This is a genomic window from Pseudomonadota bacterium (assembly GCA_039028155.1).
In the GTDB taxonomy this organism is placed as follows: domain Bacteria; phylum Pseudomonadota; class Alphaproteobacteria; order SP197; family SP197; genus JANQGO01.
In genome coordinates this window covers 66,251-90,185 of sequence record JBCCIS010000004.1, presented here as the reverse complement: position 1 = coordinate 90,185, position 23,935 = coordinate 66,251, and the positions used below count along the sequence as shown (strand labels likewise).

Sequence of the window (23,935 nt, the reverse complement as noted above, 5' to 3'; positions counted from 1 at the left end):
TAACCTTGACGCAAGGCTATCTGGGGCGCGGATGGAACCGACCCGCATCTATGTTGCCACGACGGCGGGGCCGAGCGAGGTGCTCGATCTGACCGAGGAAGATCCTGAGGTGCACTCGGTGATCTGTCTGGGTGGGTCTGAGGTCGATTTGCCGATCAGCCCCTCGTATCACCGGTTCGTGCGCCAGCCGACCGGCGTCATTGAACGTCATTTCCATCACCCAACCTGGCGCATGGACGTGTCCGACCGGATCGATGCCGGTGGCAGTTGGAAGCTGGGCGTTCTGATTGCCCATGCCCTGGCCGATCAGGACTGTTTGGCCCGGCGTTCTCACGGTGATCCCGCGCCACTTGCCTGGCTGACGGGCGATGTATCGCGCGACCTGACCGTCGAGGCGGTCGGTCATCTCCCCGAGAAGCTGTTGCTTTCGCGCCAGTTGTTCGCCCGGCAGCGCGACAACGGCCAGGCGATTGCGATCTTCATGCCGCAGGCCGACCTGGCCGCTCTCGATGCACAGGATCTCACCAGCGCCGGCCTGACGTCGGACGACGTAACTGGCGTCGTTCATGCCAATGATGTCCTGGCGGCACTCGGCCTGCCTGCTCTCGAGACGCGCAAGGAAACGATCCCAACGAAGCGAACGGCGTTGACCCAGTCGACGTTCGGCCCGCCGCTCGATTTCGCACCCCTGGTGATGGAAAAGTCGCGCGACTTCGAGGGGCGCGCTTGGTTCATCGATGAGATCACTGAATGGAGGGACGACCGCCCTGGCGAGCGTGGCATCCTGATTCTGGGCGAACCGGGGACGGGAAAGTCTGCCCTGGCTGCCCGTTTGATTGGCGACGACACCACAGGCCGGCTGAGCCGTGACAGCGGCCCCGCCGCCTATCATTTCTGCCAGGCGGCGACGCCGGTAACAACGGATACCGGCCAGTTCATTCGCTCGATCGCAAGCATGGTGGCACAGAGTCGGCCGGACATCGCGGAGGCACTGCAAGACGAGGGCCCGGCTGCATTCTTGACACCAGAGGCGTGCCGCGACGACCCGTCAAGCGCGCTCGATTTCGGTTTGCTTCCGGTACTCGCGCGGGTTGATACGGGACCCACGCCGAACGTGATCATTGTTGATGCGCTTGACGAGAGTTTCAGTGGTCAGGGCATCGTATCCATCGCCGAGTTGTTGGCCCAGCGGATCGATCGCTTTCCGCCCGGCTGGCGTCTTGTGATGACAGGTCGGCCGGATCCACGGCTGATGCGGCTGTTCGGCAGCTTGAGGGCCTTGAGGCTTGACCCACAAGACACCCGCAACCTCGAAGACCTCGCCGCTTACGTTCGTCGTCGCCTGGCTGCGGGTAGTGCAAGCGGCGAGATAGACGCACTGTCTCGAACGATTTGCGATGCCAGCGACGGCAACTTTCTCTATGCGCAGCAAGTGCTTGATGCGCGGGCGCGCGGTGTCGAGCTTGTTGTGGTGGGCGATGGTCTGCCCCAAGGCCTCGAAGGCCTCTACGAGAGTTTCTTTTCGCGGCTTTGGCCGGACGGTGCGAGCTATGATCATGTCGCACGGGTCTTATCGGTTCTTCTTGCCGCACTCGAGCCGCTGACGGCATCACAACTGTTCCGGATCTTCGCGTTGTCCAACAGCGCACCGCCGGTCGCGGCTCTTGAGGCGCTTGGCCCGTTCCTTCGTGACAGAGACAGAACCTTGTCGATCTTCCATACGTCGCTCTCTGAATGGCTCAGTACCGACCAACGGTCGAGTGGCCGATTCTGGGTCGACACTGAGATCGGAAACAAGATGCTGCTGGACTTCTGCCGCCAGTGGCGCGACGTCGACGATCCCTACGCGCTCAGGCACATCGCCAGCCACCTGGCAAGATCAGGGCAACCAGAGGAGCTGCGCGACCTCCTGACTTCCGGCGACTTCCTGGCAACCAAAATCGACCGACTTGGCAGCCGTTTTGATGTGCAGAGCGATTTCGAGGAACTGGTCGGCGCGTTGCTGTCGCAGGATCGCGACGATGCCCTGCCAGAGGTTGCCATGGCCGAGACCGTGCAGCCCGGAACTGCCGTCGTGGCGGCGGTCTTGGCTAGCGGCACGAACCATCAGCGCGCCTGTCGGATCGCTGACATGCTTTTCCATGCAAAAGCGCCGGCCGGCGATGCCGCGATAGGGCAGCTTCGAATGCTCAATGGCCAGCGATCGAGCATTTGGCTTGCGCAACGGCTTGGCCATGTCGAGTTGCTCAAAAGAGCCGCCGATTGCAAGTCAGCGGCGGTACGCGCTGCCGTGGTACCGCATCTGTATCGTCTGTGGTTGGAGTCACCGGACACTGGTTGGTCGCTGTTGGAGGAGCTGGGCGAACGGATATTCGGTCCGACCGGCCTGCCGCGGCCGAGGATGCTGGAGGTCGTTGGCGGTGTATCGCTCGCCATGGTGAGCCAACATCTGGACGATCGCCAGGCCATGGCGCGGCTGCGTGATCTCTGGCGCGGCTGGGCACGCGACGCGCGCGACCGCCCGCTCACAAAGTTGGTTGGCCGACGTTGGACCATGTCGCTCATCGTTCCGAGCCTTCGGCTGCTGCTTGCCCAACAGCCCGACTATCAGCCGCTTAACATCAAGGAAATGGGTGCCGCGACAGAGTTGGCGACGACACACAAGGACGCGCGCGCGGCCGTCATCGACTGCCTAGACGATGCAAGCCAGACATCAGGCACGATCGCCGACGTGCTGGCGGACCGTTCGATGCCGTTTGACGTCATCTTGATGCTGGCGGCCGAACGCGCGCTCATCGTCCAGGGTCATCGGGACCTCTCCGGCGCCATGACGGCGCTTGAGCAGATCCATGAGAATGGCGCGCCGTGGTTTCGCCAGTCCGTGCTTTACAGCGGCTTTCATATTCTGCGCGTGGCTGGCCCAGAGGGGGCCGCCTGGCTTGACCGCTATATGGCGATGTCGCGGCAAACCATCTTGGGTGGCCGGGCGCTGTTCAGCACAAATAGCGGTACATACAGACTGGTGCCTCATATGGCCTGGACGGAGGTGCTGGCCGACGCAAGCGGTAAGCAGGCGGAACCCGGTCGCATGCCTGCTCTCATGAGCGCCGCGCTTGAGTCCGGTGACGCGGCGTTCTGCGAGAGAATCGTTGCTGCCTCCGAAGTCTTGAGTCTGGGTTATCACCGCCACGAGCGAGCACTGGAGGTGCTGCGTCCCGTGGTCGGGACGACCGATGCCAAGCTCGTCGAACCGATGGTCGGCGCGCTCGCCAACATCCGTTTTCATGCCGAAACGCCGGTTGACGCATTTCTGCAGTCGGTCGGCGATGACCAATTGACACAGCGCGTTCACGCGGCTGCGCCAACGGTTAAGGCGTCGGACTTTCCAACCTGGATCGATGATATGGTGATACGCCTGCTGGTCGATCGGCCGGACTTTCGCCTGGAGGTAGTGCAGGCTCTCAGACGATCCGCCGACGCCACATCGCTGCGCGAAATGTTGGGACAAATCGTGACCTGGGTTGTCGACCTGGTTGCCGAGTAGCTTCCCGGGGACAGTCTGCGGGCCATGATCGCGCAATGCGGGCGCCCGTTTCGCTGTCTCGCCTGGAGCGACTGACACACTGTTGGACGCAGCGGAAAAGTCGGAGTTGCCTCTTCTTCCGGGAGCCGCCACGGCGAGCGAGTCGATGCGTCTACTGGCACGCGGTTACCGCGTTTAGAAGTTCTTTCCCACCGAAGCCGCAGGAGGTGTGCGCTTCGTGAAGAGCCTGGCCGCGCCGCTGCCTCAGATCGAGTTCTGCCCGACCGGTGACATAGCGCTCGAGAACGCGAACACCTATCTGGCGCTTCCCAATGTCATCTGTGTTGGCGGTTCATGGGTTGCGCCAGTGGATATGGTAAGGCGCCGCGATTGGACTTCCATCGGGGCTCTTGCGCATCAGGCGGCAGGGATTGAGGCGTGGCGGCAATCACGTAGTCTATTGATGGCATCGAAACGATAAACTCTTCGTCGCGCTCCCTGATACCGCGGAAACTTTCCTGAGGGGTCGTCGGAGAGTCCTTCAATTGTGCAAGGTTAGGTTAGTCTCTGCATTCTGAGTGAAGACCATCAAAGGGTATCTCTATGATTGTTCGAATTTGGCAAGGCTGGACTAGTCATGAAAACGCAGATGAATATGAACACTTTTTAACAACAGAGATTATTCCTGGTGTTCTTGCGAAGAAAATTCCTGGATTGCTCGAAATTGAGGTCTTTCGCCGTGAAACCAGTGACGAGACCGAATTCATGACAAAGTATAGCTTTGATGACATAGACAGTATTAAGCTCATGGCAGGCAGTGACCCAGAAAAATCTTTTGTGCCCGACAGAGCACAGAAAGTATTGAAGCGGTTTGAAACTACTGCCCGACATTTTGAGAAGAAATACTGAAGTTTCGGCTAAATCGCACTATTAGCGACATTCACAGATCGCAGATTCTCAAAAGAACTTCAAAACTTCCCTGTACTTTCCCTGTTAACAGGGGAGCCAACGCGGAGACAGGTTCGCAACAGGCTGCCCGCACCACCACCACTTTCCATAATGCAGGTTATCGAGCTGGCCAAATGTCCGCATGTCTTCCAACAGCTGACATGATGCCTCGTGGCGAAATGTGATTCTTGTGGCTCAAAGTGGCCCCGCTCAGCGCTTAGAAATCACCGGGCGGCTCGCGATCACGTGGTCCTGATGGACCACAGACCGATCATGGACTAACAATCAAGCAGGACCAGTTAGGTGCGTCAGGTCGGTGCAACGCAACATGCTCCACGTGTTTAGCCCTGTGACCGACATAAAAGGTCTAACGCATGTACGACAAACCGCGAAGGAATTGGACCATGTATCGATTTGCCGGCGTTCTGGTCGCGTTGTTGTGTTTCGCGCCTTCGGCGATGGCAGATCCTTTGCCATCGTGGAATAGCAGCGAGACCAAGCAGCAAATCATTGGTTTTGTCGAGACGGTCTCCGATCCCTCGCACGTGGACTTTGTCCCCGCCGATCAGCGGGTTGCGGTGTTCGACAACGACGGCACCCTGTGGTCGGAGCAGCCGCTCTATTTTCAGCTCGTCTTCGCGATGGATCGCTTGGGCGAACTTGCCAAGGAGGACCCCTCCATTCTAACAAGCGATGTACTGCGCGCCGCGGCGGCCGGGGATGTCGAAGGCGTCATGGCCGGTGGCAAGGAAGGTCTTCTCGAAGTCGTCGACGCATCCCACAGCGGACTCTCTACCGAAGCCTTCCAGAGCGCGGTGGCGGACTGGCTGGATACATCGGCTCATCCCCAGTCCGGTCAGCGTTATGATGCCATGGTCTACCAGCCGATGCTGGAGCTTCTAAGCTATCTGCGCGACCGCGGCTTTCGAACCTACATCGTTTCCGGCGGCGGCATCGACTTCATGCGTGTGTTCGCTGAGCGCGTCTATGGCATTCCGCCGGAGCAGGTGATCGGCAGCATGGGCAACATGTCCTATCAGGTCGTGGATGGTGTTCCGACGATTATGAAGGAGCCTGGTATTCACTTTATTGACGACAAGGACGCCAAGCCAATCGGTATTGCGCGCGATATCGGCCGGCGTCCCATACTCGTCGCCGGCAACTCCGATGGCGATTTTGAGATGCTTGAGTGGGCGACCAGCGGCGATGGGGCCCGTCTCGGGATGATTGTCCATCATACAGACTACGAGCGGGAGTGGGCCTACGACCGTGACAGTCACATCGGCCGGCTGGAACGCGGACTTGACGAGGGGCCGGACCGCGGGTGGCTCATCATCGATATGGCGGCCGATTGGGCGACGGTTTATCCGGCATGGCCATGAGCGCACATGTCGGGACGGATTGATTGTTTCTTCGGTCTTGTCGTGTGCCTGAGCCGCAGTTGGCCCGCGTCAGTCACGCCGTTACTCCCGCAACTCAATAAGTTCTGAATTGATCGGGTAGTCGGGATACTCCTCGGATAAGCGCATGGCGGCTTCGGCGGCTGCGTCACGCTCACCGAGGCGCAGTTGGGTCAATGCCAGGAGTTCCAGGTACTCCGGCCCGGTGGCACCAAGGATGCGAGCGCGTTCGAGCGCCGCGAAGGCGGCCTGATTGTCGCCATTCGCGGTGTGGATCGCGGCGATGTCGACCCTGACCGTGGGGTCGAGAGGCGAGCGTGATGCCGCCGCCTTGAGCGGAACCAGAGCTTCGTCCAGCCGGCCCAGATCGGCCAGCACGTTGCCGTGCGACTGCAGCAGCAGGGTTGAATCGGGGTTGTGCTGCAATGCGGCGGCCAGGATCGCATCGGTTGTCGCGAGATCATCCGAAGCGAGCGCGATGCGGGCCCGCATCATCCAAGCATCGATCAGGTTGGGATCAAGGCTGACGGCTTCCTTGAAGGCCGCATCGGCCGCGGCCATCGACCGTAGTGTCATGGCAATGCCGCCGATCTGCATCTGGGTTTCCGGATAGTCCAGTGTCGCCGTTAGTGCGGTCCGCAGGTCGTCGCGCGCGACGTTGACAACATCGATTTCTTCCGGCGACAGGCCATCGGTTGGAATGTCGACGGTGTTCCGTGCCGCTGCCAGTCGGACCGACCGGATGGGGTCCAGCATCATGGGCGCGATGACAGCCCCGCGCACGCCGTCGGGCGCGAACCGTAGTGCGTTGACGGAAGCCAGGCGAACCAACGGGTCGTCATCCTCCAAGAACGGGTAGAGACGTGGCGCGATGTTCTGGTCCAGCCGTTCGCCGAGCAGCTCAATGGCGGACGCCCTGACGATGCCAGCGACCTGTGTGTCGTCGGCCAGGGCCAGCAGGAGCTCCGTTGACTGAGCGTCAAAGTCGTTGCGGCCAGCGAACAGCACCTCGCCATAGTGCGGCTGCGTCCACCGCCCGTCCGGATACCACGCTTCTATTTGCGCCGCCGCCCAGGTCTGGGTCTGGCCGACATGGCACGACGTGCAGGCATCCGGCGCGCCGATGACCGCACCTAAGTCTGGCCGCGGCACACGAAACGAATGATCCCGCCTTGGGTCGACGATCATGTAAGCCTTTTCGGGCATGTGGCAGGCGACGCATTCGGCGCCTTCGCTGCCGATCGGGTGATGATGGTGGTCGGTGCTGTTGTAGTTGCCCAGGACCAGGCTGGGGAAGTCGTCCCGCCCCTCCGGATTGTGGCACTGCGTGCACACCGCGTTGCCGTCGGCGACCAGACCATTGCTATGGGGGTCATGGCAGTTCGTACAGGTCACGCCGGATGCAAACATCTTCGACTGTAGAAACGAGCCGAAGACATAAACCTCGGCGTCGATTTGACCGTCGGCATGGTAAAGGCCATCGCGCAGCAGACTGAGAACGTGGTGGTCTGAGAACAGCGAGCCGGCCGGTGGGCTATCGGCATCGAGGGGCGAGCGGCGCGAATGGCAGGAGGCACAGACCTCGATCTCTGTATCCGCACGGTCGGGCAACTCGGCGAAGATCACGGCAAGGCCGATAGCGTCGGGTTCCGCATCGTCAGCGCCACCACTTGCCTCGGCCCAGGCGACGTGGGCGGCGCCGGGTCCGTGGCAGGCTTCGCAACCGACGGTGAGGTCAGACCATGTACTCTGATAGATCTGGGTCTGCGCGTCGTAATTCTTCTGAAAATCCGTCTGATGACACACTGCACACCGGGCCTGCCAATTCTTGTAGGGACCGGTCCAATGCAGACCGTCATCGGCGGTCGCAATGTCGTCGGGATAGAGGTGATACCAACGCTGATCGATCGTGTCCCACGCGATGTCGAGCGCTTGCAGGCGGCCACCCTCGGTCTCAATGAGGTATTGCTGCAACGGCGTAACGCCCACCGTATAGAGGATCTGATAGGTCTGTAACCCGCCGTCCGGCCCATCGGTTTCGACGTAGTGGCCACCATCCTCGCGAAAGAACCGGGTGCTAACGTCATCGAACCGGAGCACCTCCCCATCGAACCGGCCCAGGACGTTTGTCTCGTCGACCTCTCTCATGGCCCAGCTATGGTGCGACTCCGACCAGGCCTCGAAAGCGGCGGCATGACATGCACCGCAGGTCTGGGACCCAACGTAGTTGACGGTGTCAGCATGTACGTCAGCGACCGCAGCACCCGGCCACAGCACCAGGAGGCCCACCAGCAGGATCCAAAGGCGGGTAAGCTGCACACGGCGTGTGGAGGTTGTCATGCCCGCATCATGTCACGAGACCGGGTTGAGGTGTGCCGGTAACCGGCGCTCAGTCGACCTTGCCGTCGTGCTCCGAGGTTGCGCGCGCGCCTTGCGTAGGGACGTCAGCAGATCCTGCCGTTCCTCTTGGCTCAGGGCTTCCGGCTGCCGTCCTGGCGCATAGCGTTCGGCAAAGGCACGACTTAGAGCGTCACCGGTGGTTGCTTCGATGGGCTCTCGGTCACGAACGTTTAGACGTGCAAGCCAGATCTGTCGTTGCCGATCAACGTCGCTCAGACCACCATGTCTCGCGGCGTTTTCCAGACAGCGAAATGCATACGCCTCAGACGCCAGGTAGCGGGCATGACGTTGTGTCCGCCACGCCCGCAGTCTGGGCCAGGCGAGGTAGAAAACAACGACGAGCGCGGCAAGGACGACAAGGACGACCGCGCTCCACAACGTCACGAGTCCGGTGCGTGTGGAACCGCTTTCGGCAGCCGGTGTGCCCGGCGCCGAGGCGACAGTCAGTGTGGTCTCCGGCAGCGTTGCTGTCTCGATGACGCTGGTTTCGGTGTTCCACCAACTGAGCTCGATCGCCGGAAGCACGAACGTGCCGCCGGTTTCGAAGACATAGGAGACGCTCTCGGATCTCGTCGCTGATTCAATCGCATCGGACCGCTCGTTCTGCCGGTCTTCGACAATCGGTTGGCGGACCAATGCGGAGAGGCCCGCGTCGTCGAGGGGCGCTATCAGTGGCGGCAGAAACATCGCCGGCATGCCGTCGATGGTTGCGGTCACGCTTCGTACCACCGCGTCGCCGGCTTCAAGTTCGTCGGTGATGCCGGTGGTCTCCTCCTCAAGCGTCAACGATGTGCCAATGAGAAGGGGATCGAGTGTCTCGGCGCCCGGTGGCACGGCACTCGTGATGACGATGTCCGGTACGTCTAGACTCAGGAAGATCGGCTCACGGGTCTGCGGGTCGGCATAGGTGACATCCAGTGTTTGTCCGGTGATTCGATATTCACCGGCAAGCTGAGGATAGAGACGGTAGCTCCTGACGACACCGGCCCAGTTGTCGCGACCGATCCGTTCGGTGACAGACCGCGAGCTGTCGGGCGGCAGCATGACGAGGGCATTCGCTATCTCGAAGCTCGGCCAGACCGGTGGCTCTGGAAACCAGGTCGGTGCCAGGACCGTCACGCGCATCACGGCTGCCTCGCCAACGGACACCGTCTCCGGATCGACCTCGACACGCACGAACGGGCCATCGGGCGGCTCTTCCTCTTGCGCGCGCAATGGTGAGATCGACAGCAGGAGCGTGACCAGCCATAGGATCAGGAAACATCTCACTGTGCCGTTTCCTGTGCTGGCTGCGTCGCGGCTTCCAGCGCGAACTTGTTGCGCAGGAAGTCAGCGGGGCGTGTATCGACCACGCGCATCCACTGATCGGCTGACTCCAGGCGCATCTGGTCGGCCTGCGTCATCACATGTTTCTCGCCTTCGCCCGCCTCCAGGTCGAACTTGTAGTCATCGGCGCCCAGCTCGTACTGCTCGCCGGTGCCCGACTGCTCGCGGACACGATTGACGTAGGCGACCAGGGCTTGGGCGACGGCCAGGTTGTCACGCGCTTCCTGGTGGTCGGGGTCCTCGACAAGCGCCTGCTCGAAGGCGGCGACGGCGTCGTCGTATTCCCGCGCCTTAACCAGAGCGTTGCCCATGTTGAAAAGGCCGTCGGCCGTCGGCACGCGGGCAAAGGCGGCCGCCGCCTCGGCGTATCGGCCGGCGCGGTAGTTGGCCAGGCCATGCCACATCGGATCGTCGAACAGTTGGGCTGCCCGAAGATAGTCCTTGTCGTTGTAGGCGAGGCGGCCTTGCTGATCGGGCGTTAGCCAGACATCGAGGAACCAGTTGCCGGCGAAGTCCTCGTCGGTTTCAGCCTGGCTCGACACGGAGCCCGATTGCGCGAGCGACGGCTGCGGCACAAGTAGGGGCAGGCTCATGATCAAGATGACGGCCCAGCGCATCGTCCATCCTTTCCGGAACCAGATCAGAATTAGAAAGGCGATCGGCCAGGCGATCCACCAGCCCTCGTCGCGGTACATCACATCGTCGCTGTCATCGAGCGCGTTGCGCAGGTTGGATGCGACACGGCTCACCACAGCGCGGACGTCGTTGTCGCCAAGCTGTACCTCGACAACATCCACACCGGCGCCGCTTAGCTTGTTGAGGGTATCGCGATCCAGATCCGCCGTCAGACGCCCGCCATCCGCGCCGGTGACGATGCCGCCGTCGGCGTTGACGATGGGACCGCTGTCCTCGGTCGCGACGATCAGCGCAACGATACCCGCGGCATCGAAGGTTCGGATTGTCTCGATGGCGGCATCGTCGACACCGTCGGTGACCAGCAGAATGGATCCCGGTGTCTCCTCGCCCTTCAGCAAGCCGGCGGCAAGATCGATCGCCAAGTCCGCCCGGTTACCCGGCACCGGCATGATGTCAGGCGACAATCCCTCCAGAAACGGTTCGATAACGGCGGGGTCGTCGGTCAATGGCAGCACCATGTGCGCTGAACCGGCATAGGCAATCAACGCGGTTCTGGCACCCGTTCTGGCGGCTATGAGATCGCGTATCTTCATCTTGGCGCGTTCCAGCCGGGTCGGCTGGACGTCACTGGCCAGCATGGTGTCGGAAACCTCAAGCGCGATGACGAGAGGGGCCGTCTCGGACACGAAGGGGTTGGGCACCGGCTTCCACGCCGGGCCAGCCGCCGCCACGCAGATCAGCGCAAGGCATGCCGCTGTCGCGTCGATGGGAAGCAGGCGCCGCGCGTTCCGGCGGTTGACCGTCAGATGGCGCGCCAAGTGTGGTGCGATCTGCGCGGTCCATGGCGGATCAGCCGTCAACCGACGGCGCACCAGCCACCACAGGACAAGCGTCGCCGGGATGCCGAACAGCCAAAGCGGCCGCAGAAATCGAAAGGCGTCCATCATGTCCATGAATGCCGTCATGCTGCGATCTTTCGGCGCGGCCACATGGTGAGCCCCGCCAGCGTAGCGAAGACAACCACGAAGGCCGCTATGAGCGGGATGTGGACCAGAGACTGCCGTGGCCGGTAGGAGACGGACTTGACGATCTGAGGCTCCAGACTGTCGATCTCGGCGTACACGGACTGAAGGCCCTCGATGTCGTCGGCCTGGAAGAAGAGACCGCCGGCCTTGTCGGCGATTTGCTGCAGGGCGTCGTAGTCGACGCGGTTTTCGCCCGCGGCGTTGGGGTCGCCGACGCCGATGGCGATGATCTTGACGCCGTTCTGTGCGGCGATATCGGCGGCGTTCAACGGTGTCATGCGGCTGTTAGTGTCGGCACCGTCTGTCAGCAGGACCAGCAAGCGTTCATCGACATCGCTTGCCTCGAACGTCCGGATCGCCAGGCCAATGGCATCGCCGATCGCGGTATGTGGTCCCGCCATGGCGACCTCTGTGGCGTCAAGCAGGGACCGGGCGGTCTTGAGATCGCGTGTGAACGGCGCCTGAATGTAGGCCCGCGTGCCGAAGACGATCAGACCGATGCGGTCACCGTCACGCCGGTCGATGAAGTCACCGACAACCTGTTTCACCGCATCGATCCGGGAAATGGGATCAGCACCCTGCGGTGCAAAGTCACGCTGGTCCATGGACTGCGAGAGGTCGACCGCCAGGATCAGATCGCGCGCCGTCTCGGTACGTTCAATCGGTTCACCAGCCCATTGCGGGCCGGCAAGCGCTGTGACCAGAAGCAGCCAGGCGATAGATGCTGTGACCATCTGCACCGCGCGGCGGCGCAGGATCGCGGAGCCCTTGCGTGGCTTGATGCCTGTCGCGTCGACCATGGAGTCGAAAAACGGTACGCGGATCGCCGATGTGGTTTCGCGTCGCGGCGGTGCCAGCCACCAGACAAGCAGCGGCAGTGGCGCGATCACGAATGCCCAGAGATGGTCAAACTCCAGCATGGTGGGTCCTGATCCAGTGGCGTGCCGCTTTGATCAAGGCGCCTTGGTCGGCCTCGCCAGCCGTCGCGCCATAGGGTGCCGTCACCAGGGTATGTCCGGGCGTGCCTTGGAAACTTCCGCCGTCGCTGCAGCCGTCCAGGAAGGCAAGCCATGCGTCGCCGGATAACGAAGCAACGTCGCGCCGGTCAAACCGTGTCAGCGCCGTGCGTCGCAGAAGCTCGGCAACACGCAGCGCCAGCTCAGGACTGGCCTCTGTTTCGATCTGATCGAGCTCGGCGAGCGCGTCCCGCCGGTAGCGATTCTGCCGCCGGTGCCGCAGCCATCGCCAAGCGGCCAGGACGGCCAGCAAGACAAGGATGGCCGCCACAACCGTCCATGCGGTGGTTTGGGGCATCCATGACACGGGCTCCGGTTCGACGACGCCATGCATCTGGTCGAGCAGCTCAGTCAGCGACATCGCTTCAAGATTATCGGTTGCCTGCTCGCTCATCGGGTCATCTTCGGCGCAATGGCGCGGCCCATCAGCCGTCGGATCTGTCCGACGGTTTCCTTGCTGCTTGTCAGCGGTAGAACGGGTATGCCCAGTTCACGCTCCCAAGCCAGGATCTGTTGAACGCGCCCCGCAGCAACCTCGTGAAGTGACTGGTGGGTGCGGCCGTCGCTGGTGTCGATCTCGGCTTGAAGGTCACCGTCACTGACCACAAGACGCAGGTTGCGCGGCAGGTCCTGTGCCAACGGATCGGTCACGACGACGAGAACAAGGTTATTGTGGCGGGCGAGTCCCGAGAGGATACGCCGGGTGTTGGCGCCAATGCCGTCGAAGTCACTGAACACCAGGACCGTATGGTCGTGACGCGCGATCTGCGCGGCGGCCTCCAGCGGCTGGTCAATCGGCATCGGTCTGGCGACTGGCGGCACATCGGCACGGAGAGCGCGGTTCCCGTTGACGATCGCTTTCAAGATAGCGTTCAGCGTGCGTTGGGAACGCTGGGGCCGGATCTCCACCATGTCGCGGTCGCCAAACACGATTCCGCCGACCCGGTCACCGGCGCGAAGGATCGCAAAACCGGCCAGTGCCGCGGCTTCGGCCGCCGTCACCGACTTAAGGTTCAACACCGACCCGAAAAACATCGACATCCGCTGATCGACAACGATCAGCGCCGGCCGGTCACGTTCTTCTGTGTAGACACGTATGTGCGGTTCGCCGAGCCGCGCCGTAACCTTCCAGTCGACGGTCCGGATGTCGTCGCCCGGAAGATAGTTGCGGATCTCCTCGAAGTTGATACCGCGTCCACGCAGTTTCGACGCGTGACGACCGCTCAAGACGCTGCGGGAAGGTTGGCGCGGCAAGAAGCTTAGCTGTCGCGCATTGCCCTCCAACCGCCTCAGGCCTTCAAGGCTGACATAGGCGCCCTGGCCGTCGTCGAGGATGGAGGTTGGGTCGGCCATCGAACCTAGGGCAATGCGACCTGAACGATGATGTCGTCGATCACGCGATCGGTCGATATGCCTTCGCCTTGTGCTTCGTAGGTCAGCGCGATGCGGTGGCGCAGAACGTCATGCATGATGGCGCGGACGTCATCCGGTCCGACAAAGTCATGCCCCTTCAGCCACGCATAGGCGCGAGCCGCTTTGTCGAGTGACAGCGACGCACGCGGGCTGGCGCCAACCTCGACCCATCGCGCCAAATCGTCGGAATAGCGGGCGGGATCGCGGGTCGCCCAGACGATATCGACGATGTACTGTTTGATGGCCTCGGAGACATGGAGATCAGCAATATCCCGGCGCGCGGCGAACACCGCTTCCTGCGGAATTGGTTCTTGGGTTGCCGCGGGCTTTTTCTCGTCATCACCTACGCTGTCGCCCTGGGCCGCGAGGCCCGCGGCATGCCGTTCTTCGCCGCGCACCAACTCGATGACGCCGCCTTCCTCGGCTGGCAACGGATAGGTGATCAGGACCTTCATCAGGAAGCGATCCATCTGCGCTTCGGGAAGCGGGTAGGTGCCTTCCTGCTCAATCGGGTTCTGGGTCGCCATGACCATGAAGAGCGGCGGAAGGTTATGGGTCGTTCCGGCTACCGTGACCTGTCGCTCCTCCATCGCCTCGAGCAAAGCGGCCTGAACCTTGGCGGGCGCTCTGTTGATTTCGTCGGCGAGCACGATGTTGGCGAAGATCGGACCTGCTTCGAAGCGGAACTCGCCCTTGCCGCCAGCGGCGTAATAGACCTCGGTGCCGGTCACGTCGGACGGCAGAAGGTCCGGCGTGAATTGGATACGGTTGAAGTCAGCGTCCATGTTGGTCGCCAGGGCCTTGATCGCCCGTGTCTTGGCGAGCCCAGGCAAGCCCTCGACCAGCAGGTTGCCGTTTGCCAGGATGCCGACAACCAGGCGTTCGATGACATCGGTTTGTCCGATGATGGAGCGGCCCATCCGCGCTACGAGGTTATTGATCTGGTCGCGTGCGTTGTCCATGGCCCTATCGTCCCGTTAACCCATCCCCGTCACCACTGCCGCTCGAGCTCCTTCGACCAGCGGCAACTACGGCCACCACAAACAAAACCGATGTAGTGTCATGACGGACCGGTCAATACACCAGGCTGCGCCCCGATCGTCCCACATGGGATCGATCGGGGCATAGCCGGCAAAGACATCCGGCGGTGACCGCCTTACTGCGATGTGCCTCGCGCCATCTGCTCCATGACCTGATCGATCGTGAAGCTGGCGGGCGTCTGGCGTGGCGGGAACTCCTGGAACGTCGCCAGGAAGTTACCGACGATGACCTGTGCCGGCACGAAGACAAAGGCCCGGCGCAGGAGCCAGTCGTCATAGTAGGACGAGACATGGTCGGCCAGCTCGAACGGATCCGACCGCAGATTGAAGAGTTTCGGCAGCCGCAGGAAGATGAATGGTTCGCCCCAGACGTCGAAACCTTCCGCACGCTGTTCGGCGAAGACGACCTTCCAATCTTCATAACGCAGGCAAAGCAGATCGCCCGTATCGGAGAAGTAGAAGAACTCCTTGCGCGGGCTTTCGTCGACCTCGCCCTTGAAGTAGGGCAGGAAGTTGTACCCGTCCAGGTGTACCTTGAAGGTCTTGTCACCTGCCGTATAGCCGGTCAGCAACTGTTCTTTCAGGTCCGGAACGCCAACGGCCGCGGCAATGGTCGGCATCCAGTCGAGGTGCGAAATGATGTCATTCGAGACAGTGCCCGGCTCGATCACGCCCGGCCATTTTACGAGCAACGGCACGCGGTAACCGCCTTCCCAGTTCTCGTTCTTCTCGCCGCGGAACGGTGTCGTGCCGCCGTCGGGCCACGAGAACACCTCCGCGCCGTTGTCGGTCGAGTACATCACCATCGTGTTGTCGGCGATCCCCAACGCGTCGACCTTGTCGAGCAACTGACCGACGTGGCCGTCGTGCTCGACCATGCCGTCGGCATAGATGCCGTAACCGGTGATGCCTTGGCTCTCCGGCTTCAGATGCGTGAAGATGTGCATCCGCGTTGAGTTGAACCAAAGGAAGAACGGTTTCTGCTGGGCGTTGGCGCGATCCAGGAAGTCCAACGCCGCCGCCAGAAACTCTTCGTCCACGGTTTCCATGCGGTTCGCGGTCAGCGGCCCGGTATCCTGGATTTCACCGTCAGCCGAAGCCTTGAGAACGCCGCGCGGTCCGAAGTTTTCGGCGAACTCAGGGTTCGTCGGATAATCGATGTTCTCGGGCTCCTCTTCGGCATTCAGATGATAGAGGTTGCCGAAGAACTCGTCGAAGCCATGGTTGGTCGGCAGCATATCGTCGCGGTCGCCCAGGTGGTTCTTGCCGAACTGGCCGGTCATGTACCCCAACGGCTTCAGGATCTCCGCAATGGTCGGATCCTCAGGCTGCAGGCCGAGGTCAGAACCAGGCAGGCCGACTTTCGTCAAGCCGGTGCGGAATGGCGACTGGCCGGTGATAAAGGCGGCACGCCCCGCGGTACATGACTGTTCGCCATAGTTGTCGGTGAACAGCATGCCTTCATTGGCGATACGATCAATGTTGGGCGTCGAGTAGCCCATGATGCCGTTGTTGTAGGCCGAGATATTGAACCAGCCGACATCATCCCCCCAGATGATGAGAAAGTTCGGCTTGTCCTCTTGCGCGACCGCGGGCTGCGCGATTGCAATGGCGGCCATTGTCACCAGTAGTGACAGCGCCCTGGTCTTCCACCTTGATGAAAACACAACATCCCCCCTTGATGTTGACTGGCATTCGCAACAACAAAATTGCAGGCCAGGAAACAAAAACAAACTGGCTTACATTCTTTTTTTATTGCGCCCCTAAGTCTGTAGCTAATCACCTCATCGCAAAGCGCGCAATCGGCAAACCGCTTTGATCGTGTCGCCTGACCGAGACGAGGCGTTCGAGTGCGGAGCGCAATTCGTCGCACATCTTTCGTCTTGTCGCGCAGGTTCCTGCCTGTAACCATCATGGCAACGTTAGGGGACGGGTTCGGCAAGACCTGCGGCGCGGTCAAAAGAAGCAGATAACGATCGCCAATCAGGTCAGGTCCGAGAAGGGGGCAGCTTATGTTTCGTTGGTTCCTCACCGGCGCGAAGCTTGCGGCATTGTCGATGGTAGCGGTGCTGCTTGTCGCGCCGGCACATGCCCAAGACGAGGCCGAGAACGCAGGCCATGTCGATTGGCAATTCGATGCGAGTGCCTATCTGTTTGCCAGTGCGATCACAGGCGATGTCGGCGTAGGGCCCGTAACGACCGATGTCGATGTCAGTTTCGGCGATATCCTGGAAGGTCTTGAGGGCGGCATCATGGGTTACGGTCAGGCCCGGAAGGGGCCGTGGTCGCTGATCGCCGATGTTGCGTATCTCAGAGTTACCGCCGACAACGAGCTGGCTTCAGCGGGCGGTGCCCTGACCGCCAATTTGGATGTCGAACTGAAGCAAACGATCCTGGCTGGCTACGGTGCCTATCGCGTCTACGATCGGCCATGGCGCGCAAACAATCAGGACGGCATCGGCCTCTCGATCGATGTGCTGGGTGGCGCCCGCTACAATCGTGTCGTCACCGAGTTGGATGCGCGCGCCGCGATCTTGGGACTGACAACGTCATCACAGAGGGACCGGACCGTCGACTGGGTCGATCCTGTCGTAGGTGTTCGTGCTGTCGTCGCGCCGGCGCGCAACTGGCGGGTGACATTATGGGGCGACTACGGCGGCTTCGATGTTGGCGCCGACTCGACATGGCAATTGATTGGTCTCGTTGGTTACACATTCGACAGCGGTATCGACTTGTTTGGCGGTTATCGCGCCTATGCCTTCGACTACAGCGAAGGCAGCGGCGGCTCCAGGCTGAATCTGGACCTAACCTACGCTGGCCCTTTGGTGGGAATCGGGTTTCAGTTTTAGGGGTTCGCACTTCAATCTCGGCATAGGTCTTTGGGCAAACCTGGTGGCGATGCGTCTAATGCAACAGAGCAAAACGGCTCCATGAACCATCGAGAAACCTCCCTCTTTGGCTCTGCAGTTTCTCTGATTCAGTACGCAGGGAGTTTGTCTCAGTGCTTTTGAAAGCACAGGAAAATCCGGGTCGGGATACCTGAAGAGGGTCAGAAACCGGGAGATTTCCCTGTACCTTCCCCGTTAACAGGGAGTTTGCCGCAGCAGAGACGGGTTCGCAGCAGACTGCCCGCACCACCACCTCTTTCCATAGTGCAAGTTATCGGACTACTGCTCAGGGCGACTTAAAGGCGGATAGCACGTTAGTCGAGTCTCTTGTCCGCTGAACGGTCTCTGCAGAGACCGAGGTGCCGCCTCGTCCTCTTGTCGCACCCCCATTACACGGCCGCGGTGGCAGTAACCCAAAGCGTCTGTTTCCCAGGCTTCCCGGGTGAGAGACTTCTCCGTTCAAAGTGCGGGCACTAAACGTCGCGATCCAACGACGACGTAGTGCGACAACACGTTCGATCTGAGGGGTAGAGCCTGGTCGGGTAAGGGAGCAACGTTTATGGAGGGCGCTGGGATTTCCGTCGAAACCATTGTGATGGATGGAGTCGTCTTCACAGGTGACAGGGCCCGGCCGAGCTTCCGACCTGGTGCCGTCGCTATTCGGCAAGGAGAAGTTGCCTGCGTCGGGTCGGTGTCCGAGGTGCTGGCCGCCTATACGGCGGAGGAAACGATCGATGCCAAGGGCGGCATCGTTCATCCCGGCATGATGGATACCCATCTGCACCTGACATCCATTCTGTTTCACGGGCTGCCGATCGATGCAGATGGAACATCCCAGAACACCGTTTTCCTGTGGGTCAACACACCCATCTCGTTCCACTATTGACGCGAGCTCGCAGAGCCTGATCTTGGCCGTTAAGTGCCTCGGCGGGGTGACGCCGGATCGCTACGAGCAACTTGATAGCAGCTAGCGTTTTTTGTTCAGGCCGTCCCGGTCTTGGCAAAATCCGTAGAACTCTTGTGCGAGCCTAATCAGCGATTACAGGTACGACCACTTCATTTCGCCGGAGGAACCAAAGCGTCCACGGCGGATCGTAGAACATGTAGGTCGGATCACCGGTGATCTGTAGACCATTTTCCTCGAGCGTCCGCATGAGCGACTCAGTATGCCGAGCGACGTTGTCGGTGCCCGTCGAGCCTGAGAAACGCAAAACAGCGACAGTTCGTTCAGGCACTTCATTCACGATCACGTTGGCATTGGTCGGCTCTGGAGCGTTCTCCATGTCGTATCCAGACGGGAAGTAGAACCTCATCGAATAGGTGCCGACGTCGTCGACTGCCGTCTCAACCGGAACTGTCATGCTGATTTGTGAGGAAGAGCTGTCTGTTTCGACCGGAACTGTCATCGCGACCGCTTCCTTTGAACGGTTGGCGCCAGAGATGTAATCAAACAACAGACGGAAAGCCGCGTTGCGACCACTAACCTCGTCATCGGCTTCTGCCGTCGCCTCAGCCACGAGTAGATTAGGATAACGTCTGACTTCGATCGTATCGCTGATCTCGGCGACCACTGCGTAGGGAGCGTGCTCCGTGTCTGAGCGAACGCCAATCAGTGAGCAACCCGATAGAAACAACGCGCCAAAAAGTGCCGTTACAGTTTTCATCGTCATCAGCCTTGTTTTACCGGACTGATACGCCGCTCCAGCACCATTGGTTTACTCGGATGTGTGCGCGCCTACCCCCGAAACGGATTTGATTAACTATCCCTTCGGCCACCGCGGTCAGCGGTTTCCTGCAGGAAACTTCTTCAGACGTCGTCCGCGCTCAGAGCCGACCCGCAGGCTGTTTAATCGGATTCCTGCTCCTCTACGTCACCGTCCGCGTCCACAGCATTACCTGTACCTATCGCCAGCTGCAGGTGAACGTCGACGCGGATCTCGGGGGTGCGGTCTGGCAGAGCCCTCGGGCCGACAGCAGCACATCTTGACCGGCGGCTCCGCCGCGGCGGTGGGGTCCAAGGGGATCAAGGCGTGGGTACTCGGAGGATGTGCATCTGGATTCGAGAAGACACACGTTGCAGTCGGTAACACGCTGGCAGAACATTGGGCGAGTTAGGTGCAGCGACCATCACCCTTCAAGATCCGCAACTCCTATTGGACCTCGCGCTGATCGGTGGGTACCCGCACGCGGGAGCGGCGGCGTATTGCAGTTGTTATGACTCGCCGGTCGGCGATCACCTTGCACGTTGCCGCGAGAACCAAGACACAAAGAGCAACCTTCGACACCGTTCCCATTGTTCCCTCAATAAGCAACGCGTGGATAACGGTACCAACGACAATCAAGGCGGCGAGGAAGGTGTGCGCCATCCGCCAGACCGCGATCCTCAGGCGTCGGCGGAATGCGGCAAGGAGTGCCGCGGCCAGAACGGCCCACATCGCGATGACACCCCAAAGGGAGAATGGCGTCGGCGATCGGAAGAGAAGCGCGTCAATCACGTCGGGCGGGCTTGTCACGTAGAGGCCGGCAACGTGCATGACGACGGCCACGACGATCAGGCTACCGATCCAGACATGCACCTTTGATCCAAGCCGTGCGCGCAGTCCCGGCAGGTAGCCCCCTATCAGGAGCGGTTGAAGCAGCATCAGCGCCAGCCCGATGATGCCCGCGAAACCGGCTGCTATGTAAGCAGGCTCGCGCCATGCCAGAAGCGGGCTGGCTGCCGCTATGGCAAGCGGGACGGCCACTGCCGTTGCGACACACGTCCAAGCCAGAACCGCACGAATGGTCGTGGCGCCACGCGCCATCAAGCTGGGAGCAGCACAAAATCGGCGTGCAGCGTCTTTTCCTCTGCACTTGACATAACAGGTCGCAAGAAGACCGTCTCGAAGCCGCCGTCGTCGTATTCAGCATCGTAAGCGAGGTGGCCGTGCGGTTGACCGAAGGCAGGAACAATCTGCGGCATCTCCAAACGGAATGTACCGTCGTCGGCGGTCAGTGTGGCGCCATGACTCTCTGGTTCCCGCTCGTGCCCCTCGGTTGTATGTGCCCAAATCTGAATGCGCCGGCCAGCCAGCGGTGCGCCGTCTCCTGCACGCCTTACGGTACCAGTCATCCAGAAACCACCGCCGCCGATACGATCGACAATCGGTGCGCCGGGCCAGTAGTTGTTCGCGCCGCCGCGCATTGTCGGTGTGGGGGCGAGGTCCTGCGCCCAAGCCGGCGCACCGACGGCAAGCGCCGCACCGGCAGTGACAGCAAACAGCTCGCGGCGGGTCGGGTTGATGATCGTCATATCGGTATCTCCTTTCGCGTCAGTTGTCCTGGTCTGACTGAAGCAACCTGCTTGAGCAGATAAGCGCCGCCCGCGGATTTATTCTTACCTCTAGGTAGGGGCACTCGACAGCAAAGCATATGGTGTCCACGGTTTTGTGATCGAGATGGCCTGCGGGCACGACGGATAACATCGCGTATGCCTCAGGTAGCGCCGCGTGGGGCCGCTACGGACTTGGGGGTTTGTGCCTCTATTCGATGAGCATCTTGCCTATTCAGGGTACTAGAAAGGTCTTGCTATGCCGAGGGAGCTGTTCACGCTGATGCTTGCATCGGACTTAAGCCTGTGAATCGACGATACATGATTTGACACCGGCGATATGCCTAATGGTATGGTAACTATACCAAACGAGACGTTTTTTTCTGTGTCGGTTTGGATGCTTGTTTCGCGCGGGTCCATCGGTCGCGCGACGAAGTCTCATGTCAGGACGTCCGCCTATGAACGAAGATAGTGCTTTGGAGTTCGACTACATCGTTGTCGGCGGCGGCTCTGCCGGTTGCGCACTTGCCGCAAGGCTGACTGAGGATCCGAACATCACGGTCCTGCTTCTTGAAGCAGGTAAGCGACATGGGAGCATCCTTCACGCCTGGAAGATCGACATGCCGGCGGCTTTCGGCGATGCCTGGAGCAATCCCACCTTCAACTGGATGTATGAGGGCGAGCCCGAACCAACCTTGAACGATCGCATGATGTTCCAGCCACGCGGCAAGGTCATGGGTGGATCATCCTCGATCAACGGCATGTGCTACATCCGCGGCCATGCCCTCGACTTCGAACGCTGGGTGAGCGAGGGCGCGGAAGGTTGGTCATGGCGCGAGGTCCTTCCCTATTTCAAGCGGTGTGAAACGTGGGAAGGCGGCGAGAACGCGTGGCGCGGGGGTAGCGGACCGGTTCACGTCATGAAGGGAAAGTATCCGACGGAGCTCTATGACATCTTCATCGAGGCGGGTCGGCAGGCGGGCTATCCAATCACGGACGATATCAATGGCCAGAATCAGGAGGGCTTCGGCGCCTTCCAGATGAATGTCCACAACGGCGTGCGCGCCTCGACCGACGAGGCCTACATCCGACCGAACGCCGACCGCGCCAACTTGACCGTCCTGACCGAAGCCTTGGCCGAGACCTTGGTCGTCGAGGGCAATCGGGTTTCCGGAATCCGATTTTCGCGCCGGGGTGAACGCGGCCGCCAAGCCATTGCTGCCAGAGAAGTTATCCTCGCCAGCGGTGCGACAAACTCGCCTCAACTGCTGATGTTGTCCGGCATCGGGCCATCGGACCACCTCAAGGAGATCGGTATCGACTGCAAGGTCGATCTGCCTGGCGTCGGGCAGAATCTGCACGACCACCCGCTGGTCTATATGAAGTTCCTTATCGACAAACCGGTCTCGATGAGCCGGTACATGCGCAAGGACCGGATGCTCTATACCGGCGCGCGATGGCTGACGACCCACACCGGGCCGGGCGCGACGAACAATGTCGAAACTTGTGCGCTGATGCGCAGCGACCCCTCGGTGAAGCATCCTGATGTGGAGATCCAGTACCTTCCGGTGATCATGGATCACGAAGGCGCGGTTAACCCGCGTATCCACGGTTTCACCTATTGCATCGGACCGGTCCGTGTCGAGGGCACCGGCTGGGTCAAGCTGAGGTCGGCGAACCCGACCGACAGCCCGCGTATCCTGTCGAACTTTCTGTCGACGGACTCCGATATCGCGCTCATGCGCCGGTCGATCGAGATGGGCAGGGATGTCGTTAACCAAAGGGCCCACGACAGCCTGGGGGTCAGGGAAGAAGAGCCGGGCCCGCAGGTCAAGACATCGGCCGAGCTCGACGCGTACATGCGCGACAATGTCGCGGGAGACTTCCACCTGGCCGGCACCTGCAAGATGGGCAAGGACGGTATGGCCGTGGTCGACCCGGAGCTGCGCGTGCACGGTATCGAGGGACTGCGCGTGGCCGATGCGTCGGTCATGCCGAGCATCGTCAGCGCGAATACGAACGCGACGGCGATCATGATCGGAGAAAAGGCCGCCGACATGATCTTGGGACACGACCCGCTGCCCGAGGCCGACGTTCCTTTGCCCGCTGCCTGAGGCAGTGTCGCAGTGCCGGCACGATAGTACGGCCTCATTCACAAACCGATGTTGTTCAAGGCAAATGAGCTTAAGCTCTGTCATGTGCCATACGACCGGATCGCTGGTCTAGTCAGCTGGAGCGGGATCGATGACCAAGGGAAGACTTGAGAGCAGAGTGGCGATCATCACCGGTGCCGCGAACGGATGTGGCCGGGCAGCGGTCAAGATGTTCCTGCAGGAAGGCGCCAAAGTCATCGGTGCGGATATCGATGCGGAGGCAGGTAAGGATCTGGAGCAAGAACTCGGTTCGCCAGACTTCGTGTTCATCGAAGCGGACGTCTCGAAGCGAGCGGCCGTCACCGGTGTCGCCGAAGCCACGGTCGAACGTTTTGGGCGTATCGACATTCTCTTCAATCAGGCGGGGACCATCATCGTGAAGCCGTTTCTAGAGATTTCCGATGACGACTACGATTTCATCCTCGACAACAATGCACGCAGTGTTTTCCTCATGACCCAGGCGGTGCTGCCGGAAATGTTGAAGCAAGGGAAGGGCGCCATCGTCACGACGTCGTCCGTATCGGCTTCCACGGCGACGCCCATGGAGGCGGTCTACTGCAGCTCCAAGGCCGCCGTCCTGCAGTTGACGCGCGCGGTGGCCGTCGAGTTTCGCGATCAGGGCGTTAGGGCGAACGTAATCTGCCCCGGCTTCATCAAGACGCGTCACGGCATTCTCGAGATGTCTCAACTTAGAAAGTTCGGATTTCCCGCGACCGAAGACGACATCAAAGCCATGCAGGGCCGGATCTGCGAACCCGAGGAGGTCGCAGGGGTCGCCGTTTTCCTGGCATCCGATGAGTCCAGCTTCATCAACGGGGCGGAACTTGCTGTCGACAACACGTTCACGGCCATCTGAC

General features: G+C 60.9%; 18 protein-coding genes and 1 pseudogene. 8 read left to right on the top strand and 11 right to left on the bottom strand.

Annotation, left to right across the window (positions count from 1 at the left end; translation table 11 throughout):
* Window positions 1-31: 31 nt before the first annotated feature.
* From AAF563_03435 to AAF563_03420, 4 genes and pseudogenes are all read left to right on the top strand, one after another.
* Window positions 32-3,544, top strand: coding sequence for an NACHT domain-containing protein (locus tag AAF563_03435; protein ID MEM7120302.1), 3,513 nt, complete (start codon window positions 32-34; stop codon window positions 3,542-3,544).
* 37 nt (window positions 3,545-3,581) lie between these two features.
* A pseudogene (locus tag AAF563_03430) lies at window positions 3,582-4,004 on the top strand (keto-deoxy-phosphogluconate aldolase).
* A gap of 122 nt (window positions 4,005-4,126) precedes the next feature.
* Window positions 4,127-4,432 carry an antibiotic biosynthesis monooxygenase gene (locus AAF563_03425; protein ID MEM7120301.1) on the top strand — a complete coding sequence of 102 codons (306 nt, stop codon included), beginning with the start codon at window positions 4,127-4,129 and terminating at the stop codon, window positions 4,430-4,432.
* A gap of 443 nt (window positions 4,433-4,875) precedes the next feature.
* Complete coding sequence (locus tag AAF563_03420) at window positions 4,876-5,853, top strand: HAD family hydrolase (protein ID MEM7120300.1); 978 nt, start codon at window positions 4,876-4,878, stop codon at window positions 5,851-5,853.
* A gap of 81 nt (window positions 5,854-5,934) precedes the next feature.
* On the opposite strand, the gene AAF563_03415 is transcribed toward AAF563_03420, so the two are convergent.
* The 8 genes from AAF563_03415 to AAF563_03380 form a co-directional block, all read right to left on the bottom strand.
* The gene (locus tag AAF563_03415) at window positions 5,935-8,211 is read right to left on the bottom strand and encodes a cytochrome c3 family protein (protein ID MEM7120299.1); all 2,277 of its coding nucleotides are present in this window, start codon (window positions 8,209-8,211) and stop codon (window positions 5,935-5,937) included.
* Between the two features lie 12 nt (window positions 8,212-8,223).
* On the bottom strand, window positions 8,224-9,540 hold the full coding sequence (locus tag AAF563_03410) for a hypothetical protein (protein ID MEM7120298.1): 1,317 nt from the start codon (window positions 9,538-9,540) through the stop codon (window positions 8,224-8,226).
* Window positions 9,537-11,198: a VWA domain-containing protein gene (locus AAF563_03405; GenBank protein ID MEM7120297.1), complete on the bottom strand. Its 1,662-nt coding sequence runs from the start codon at window positions 11,196-11,198 to the stop codon at window positions 9,537-9,539. The genes AAF563_03410 and AAF563_03405 overlap by 4 nt, the downstream gene beginning before the upstream one ends.
* Window positions 11,195-12,178: a VWA domain-containing protein gene (locus AAF563_03400; protein MEM7120296.1), complete on the bottom strand. Its 984-nt coding sequence runs from the start codon at window positions 12,176-12,178 to the stop codon at window positions 11,195-11,197. Before AAF563_03400 ends, AAF563_03405 begins: the two co-directional genes overlap by 4 nt.
* On the bottom strand, window positions 12,165-12,668 hold the full coding sequence (locus AAF563_03395; protein MEM7120295.1) for a DUF4381 domain-containing protein: 504 nt from the start codon (window positions 12,666-12,668) through the stop codon (window positions 12,165-12,167). Before AAF563_03395 ends, AAF563_03400 begins: the two co-directional genes overlap by 14 nt.
* Complete coding sequence (locus AAF563_03390) at window positions 12,665-13,627, bottom strand: DUF58 domain-containing protein (GenBank protein ID MEM7120294.1); 963 nt, start codon at window positions 13,625-13,627, stop codon at window positions 12,665-12,667. The genes AAF563_03395 and AAF563_03390 overlap by 4 nt, the downstream gene beginning before the upstream one ends.
* 5 nt (window positions 13,628-13,632) lie before the next feature.
* Window positions 13,633-14,649 carry a MoxR family ATPase gene (locus tag AAF563_03385; GenBank protein MEM7120293.1) on the bottom strand — a complete coding sequence of 339 codons (1,017 nt, stop codon included), beginning with the start codon at window positions 14,647-14,649 and terminating at the stop codon, window positions 13,633-13,635.
* Window positions 14,650-14,843: 194 nt separating this feature from the next.
* Window positions 14,844-16,346, bottom strand: coding sequence for an arylsulfatase (locus AAF563_03380; protein ID MEM7120292.1), 1,503 nt, complete (start codon window positions 16,344-16,346; stop codon window positions 14,844-14,846).
* A 393-nt stretch (window positions 16,347-16,739) separates the two neighbouring features.
* On the opposite strand from AAF563_03380, the gene AAF563_03375 reads away from it, so the two are divergent.
* Both AAF563_03375 and AAF563_03370 read left to right on the top strand, forming a co-directional pair.
* Window positions 16,740-17,576 (top strand): hypothetical protein, encoded by an 837-nt coding sequence (locus AAF563_03375; GenBank protein ID MEM7120291.1) that lies wholly within the window; start codon window positions 16,740-16,742, stop codon window positions 17,574-17,576.
* Window positions 17,577-18,306: 730 nt separating this feature from the next.
* Window positions 18,307-18,501 carry a hypothetical protein gene (locus AAF563_03370; GenBank protein MEM7120290.1) on the top strand — a complete coding sequence of 65 codons (195 nt, stop codon included), beginning with the start codon at window positions 18,307-18,309 and terminating at the stop codon, window positions 18,499-18,501.
* 142 nt (window positions 18,502-18,643) lie between these two features.
* Here AAF563_03370 and AAF563_03365 read toward each other — a convergent pair whose 3' ends face one another.
* The 3 genes from AAF563_03365 to AAF563_03355 form a co-directional block, all read right to left on the bottom strand.
* Window positions 18,644-19,279, bottom strand: coding sequence for a heme-binding protein (locus tag AAF563_03365; GenBank protein MEM7120289.1), 636 nt, complete (start codon window positions 19,277-19,279; stop codon window positions 18,644-18,646).
* A gap of 486 nt (window positions 19,280-19,765) precedes the next feature.
* Window positions 19,766-20,419 carry a ferric reductase-like transmembrane domain-containing protein gene (locus AAF563_03360; GenBank protein MEM7120288.1) on the bottom strand — a complete coding sequence of 218 codons (654 nt, stop codon included), beginning with the start codon at window positions 20,417-20,419 and terminating at the stop codon, window positions 19,766-19,768.
* Window positions 20,419-20,907 carry a twin-arginine translocation pathway signal gene (locus AAF563_03355; protein ID MEM7120287.1) on the bottom strand — a complete coding sequence of 163 codons (489 nt, stop codon included), beginning with the start codon at window positions 20,905-20,907 and terminating at the stop codon, window positions 20,419-20,421. The genes AAF563_03360 and AAF563_03355 overlap by 1 nt, the downstream gene beginning before the upstream one ends.
* A 476-nt stretch (window positions 20,908-21,383) precedes the next feature.
* Between AAF563_03355 and AAF563_03350 the strand changes: the two genes are divergently transcribed.
* Window positions 21,384-23,039, top strand: coding sequence for a choline dehydrogenase (locus tag AAF563_03350; protein MEM7120286.1), 1,656 nt, complete (start codon window positions 21,384-21,386; stop codon window positions 23,037-23,039).
* A gap of 130 nt (window positions 23,040-23,169) precedes the next feature.
* A complete protein-coding gene (locus AAF563_03345; GenBank protein ID MEM7120285.1) occupies window positions 23,170-23,934 on the top strand; it encodes an SDR family oxidoreductase in 765 nt (254 codons plus the stop codon).
* Window position 23,935 lies beyond the last annotated feature (1 nt).

What these genes read in the sequence shown, in the direction of transcription:
- AAF563_03435 (MEM7120302.1), top strand. Translation starts at nt 32, where the DNA reads ATGGAACCGACCCGCATCTATGTTGCCACGACGGCGGGGCCGAGCGAG.
- AAF563_03425 (MEM7120301.1), top strand. Translation starts at nt 4,127, where the DNA reads ATGATTGTTCGAATTTGGCAAGGCTGGACTAGTCATGAAAACGCAGAT.
- AAF563_03420 (MEM7120300.1), top strand. Translation starts at nt 4,876, where the DNA reads ATGTATCGATTTGCCGGCGTTCTGGTCGCGTTGTTGTGTTTCGCGCCT.
- AAF563_03415 (MEM7120299.1), bottom strand. Translation starts at nt 8,211, where the DNA reads ATGACAACCTCCACACGCCGTGTGCAGCTTACCCGCCTTTGGATCCTG.
- AAF563_03405 (MEM7120297.1), bottom strand. Translation starts at nt 11,198, where the DNA reads ATGACGGCATTCATGGACATGATGGACGCCTTTCGATTTCTGCGGCCG.
- AAF563_03400 (MEM7120296.1), bottom strand. Translation starts at nt 12,178, where the DNA reads ATGCTGGAGTTTGACCATCTCTGGGCATTCGTGATCGCGCCACTGCCG.
- AAF563_03395 (MEM7120295.1), bottom strand. Translation starts at nt 12,668, where the DNA reads ATGAGCGAGCAGGCAACCGATAATCTTGAAGCGATGTCGCTGACTGAG.
- AAF563_03390 (MEM7120294.1), bottom strand. Translation starts at nt 13,627, where the DNA reads ATGGCCGACCCAACCTCCATCCTCGACGACGGCCAGGGCGCCTATGTC.
- AAF563_03385 (MEM7120293.1), bottom strand. Translation starts at nt 14,649, where the DNA reads ATGGACAACGCACGCGACCAGATCAATAACCTCGTAGCGCGGATGGGC.
- AAF563_03380 (MEM7120292.1), bottom strand. Translation starts at nt 16,346, where the DNA reads ATGGCCGCCATTGCAATCGCGCAGCCCGCGGTCGCGCAAGAGGACAAG.
- AAF563_03375 (MEM7120291.1), top strand. Translation starts at nt 16,740, where the DNA reads ATGTTTCGTTGGTTCCTCACCGGCGCGAAGCTTGCGGCATTGTCGATG.
- AAF563_03365 (MEM7120289.1), bottom strand. Translation starts at nt 19,279, where the DNA reads ATGAAAACTGTAACGGCACTTTTTGGCGCGTTGTTTCTATCGGGTTGC.
- AAF563_03360 (MEM7120288.1), bottom strand. Translation starts at nt 20,419, where the DNA reads ATGGCGCGTGGCGCCACGACCATTCGTGCGGTTCTGGCTTGGACGTGT.
- AAF563_03355 (MEM7120287.1), bottom strand. Translation starts at nt 20,907, where the DNA reads ATGACGATCATCAACCCGACCCGCCGCGAGCTGTTTGCTGTCACTGCC.
- AAF563_03350 (MEM7120286.1), top strand. Translation starts at nt 21,384, where the DNA reads ATGAACGAAGATAGTGCTTTGGAGTTCGACTACATCGTTGTCGGCGGC.
- AAF563_03345 (MEM7120285.1), top strand. Translation starts at nt 23,170, where the DNA reads ATGACCAAGGGAAGACTTGAGAGCAGAGTGGCGATCATCACCGGTGCC.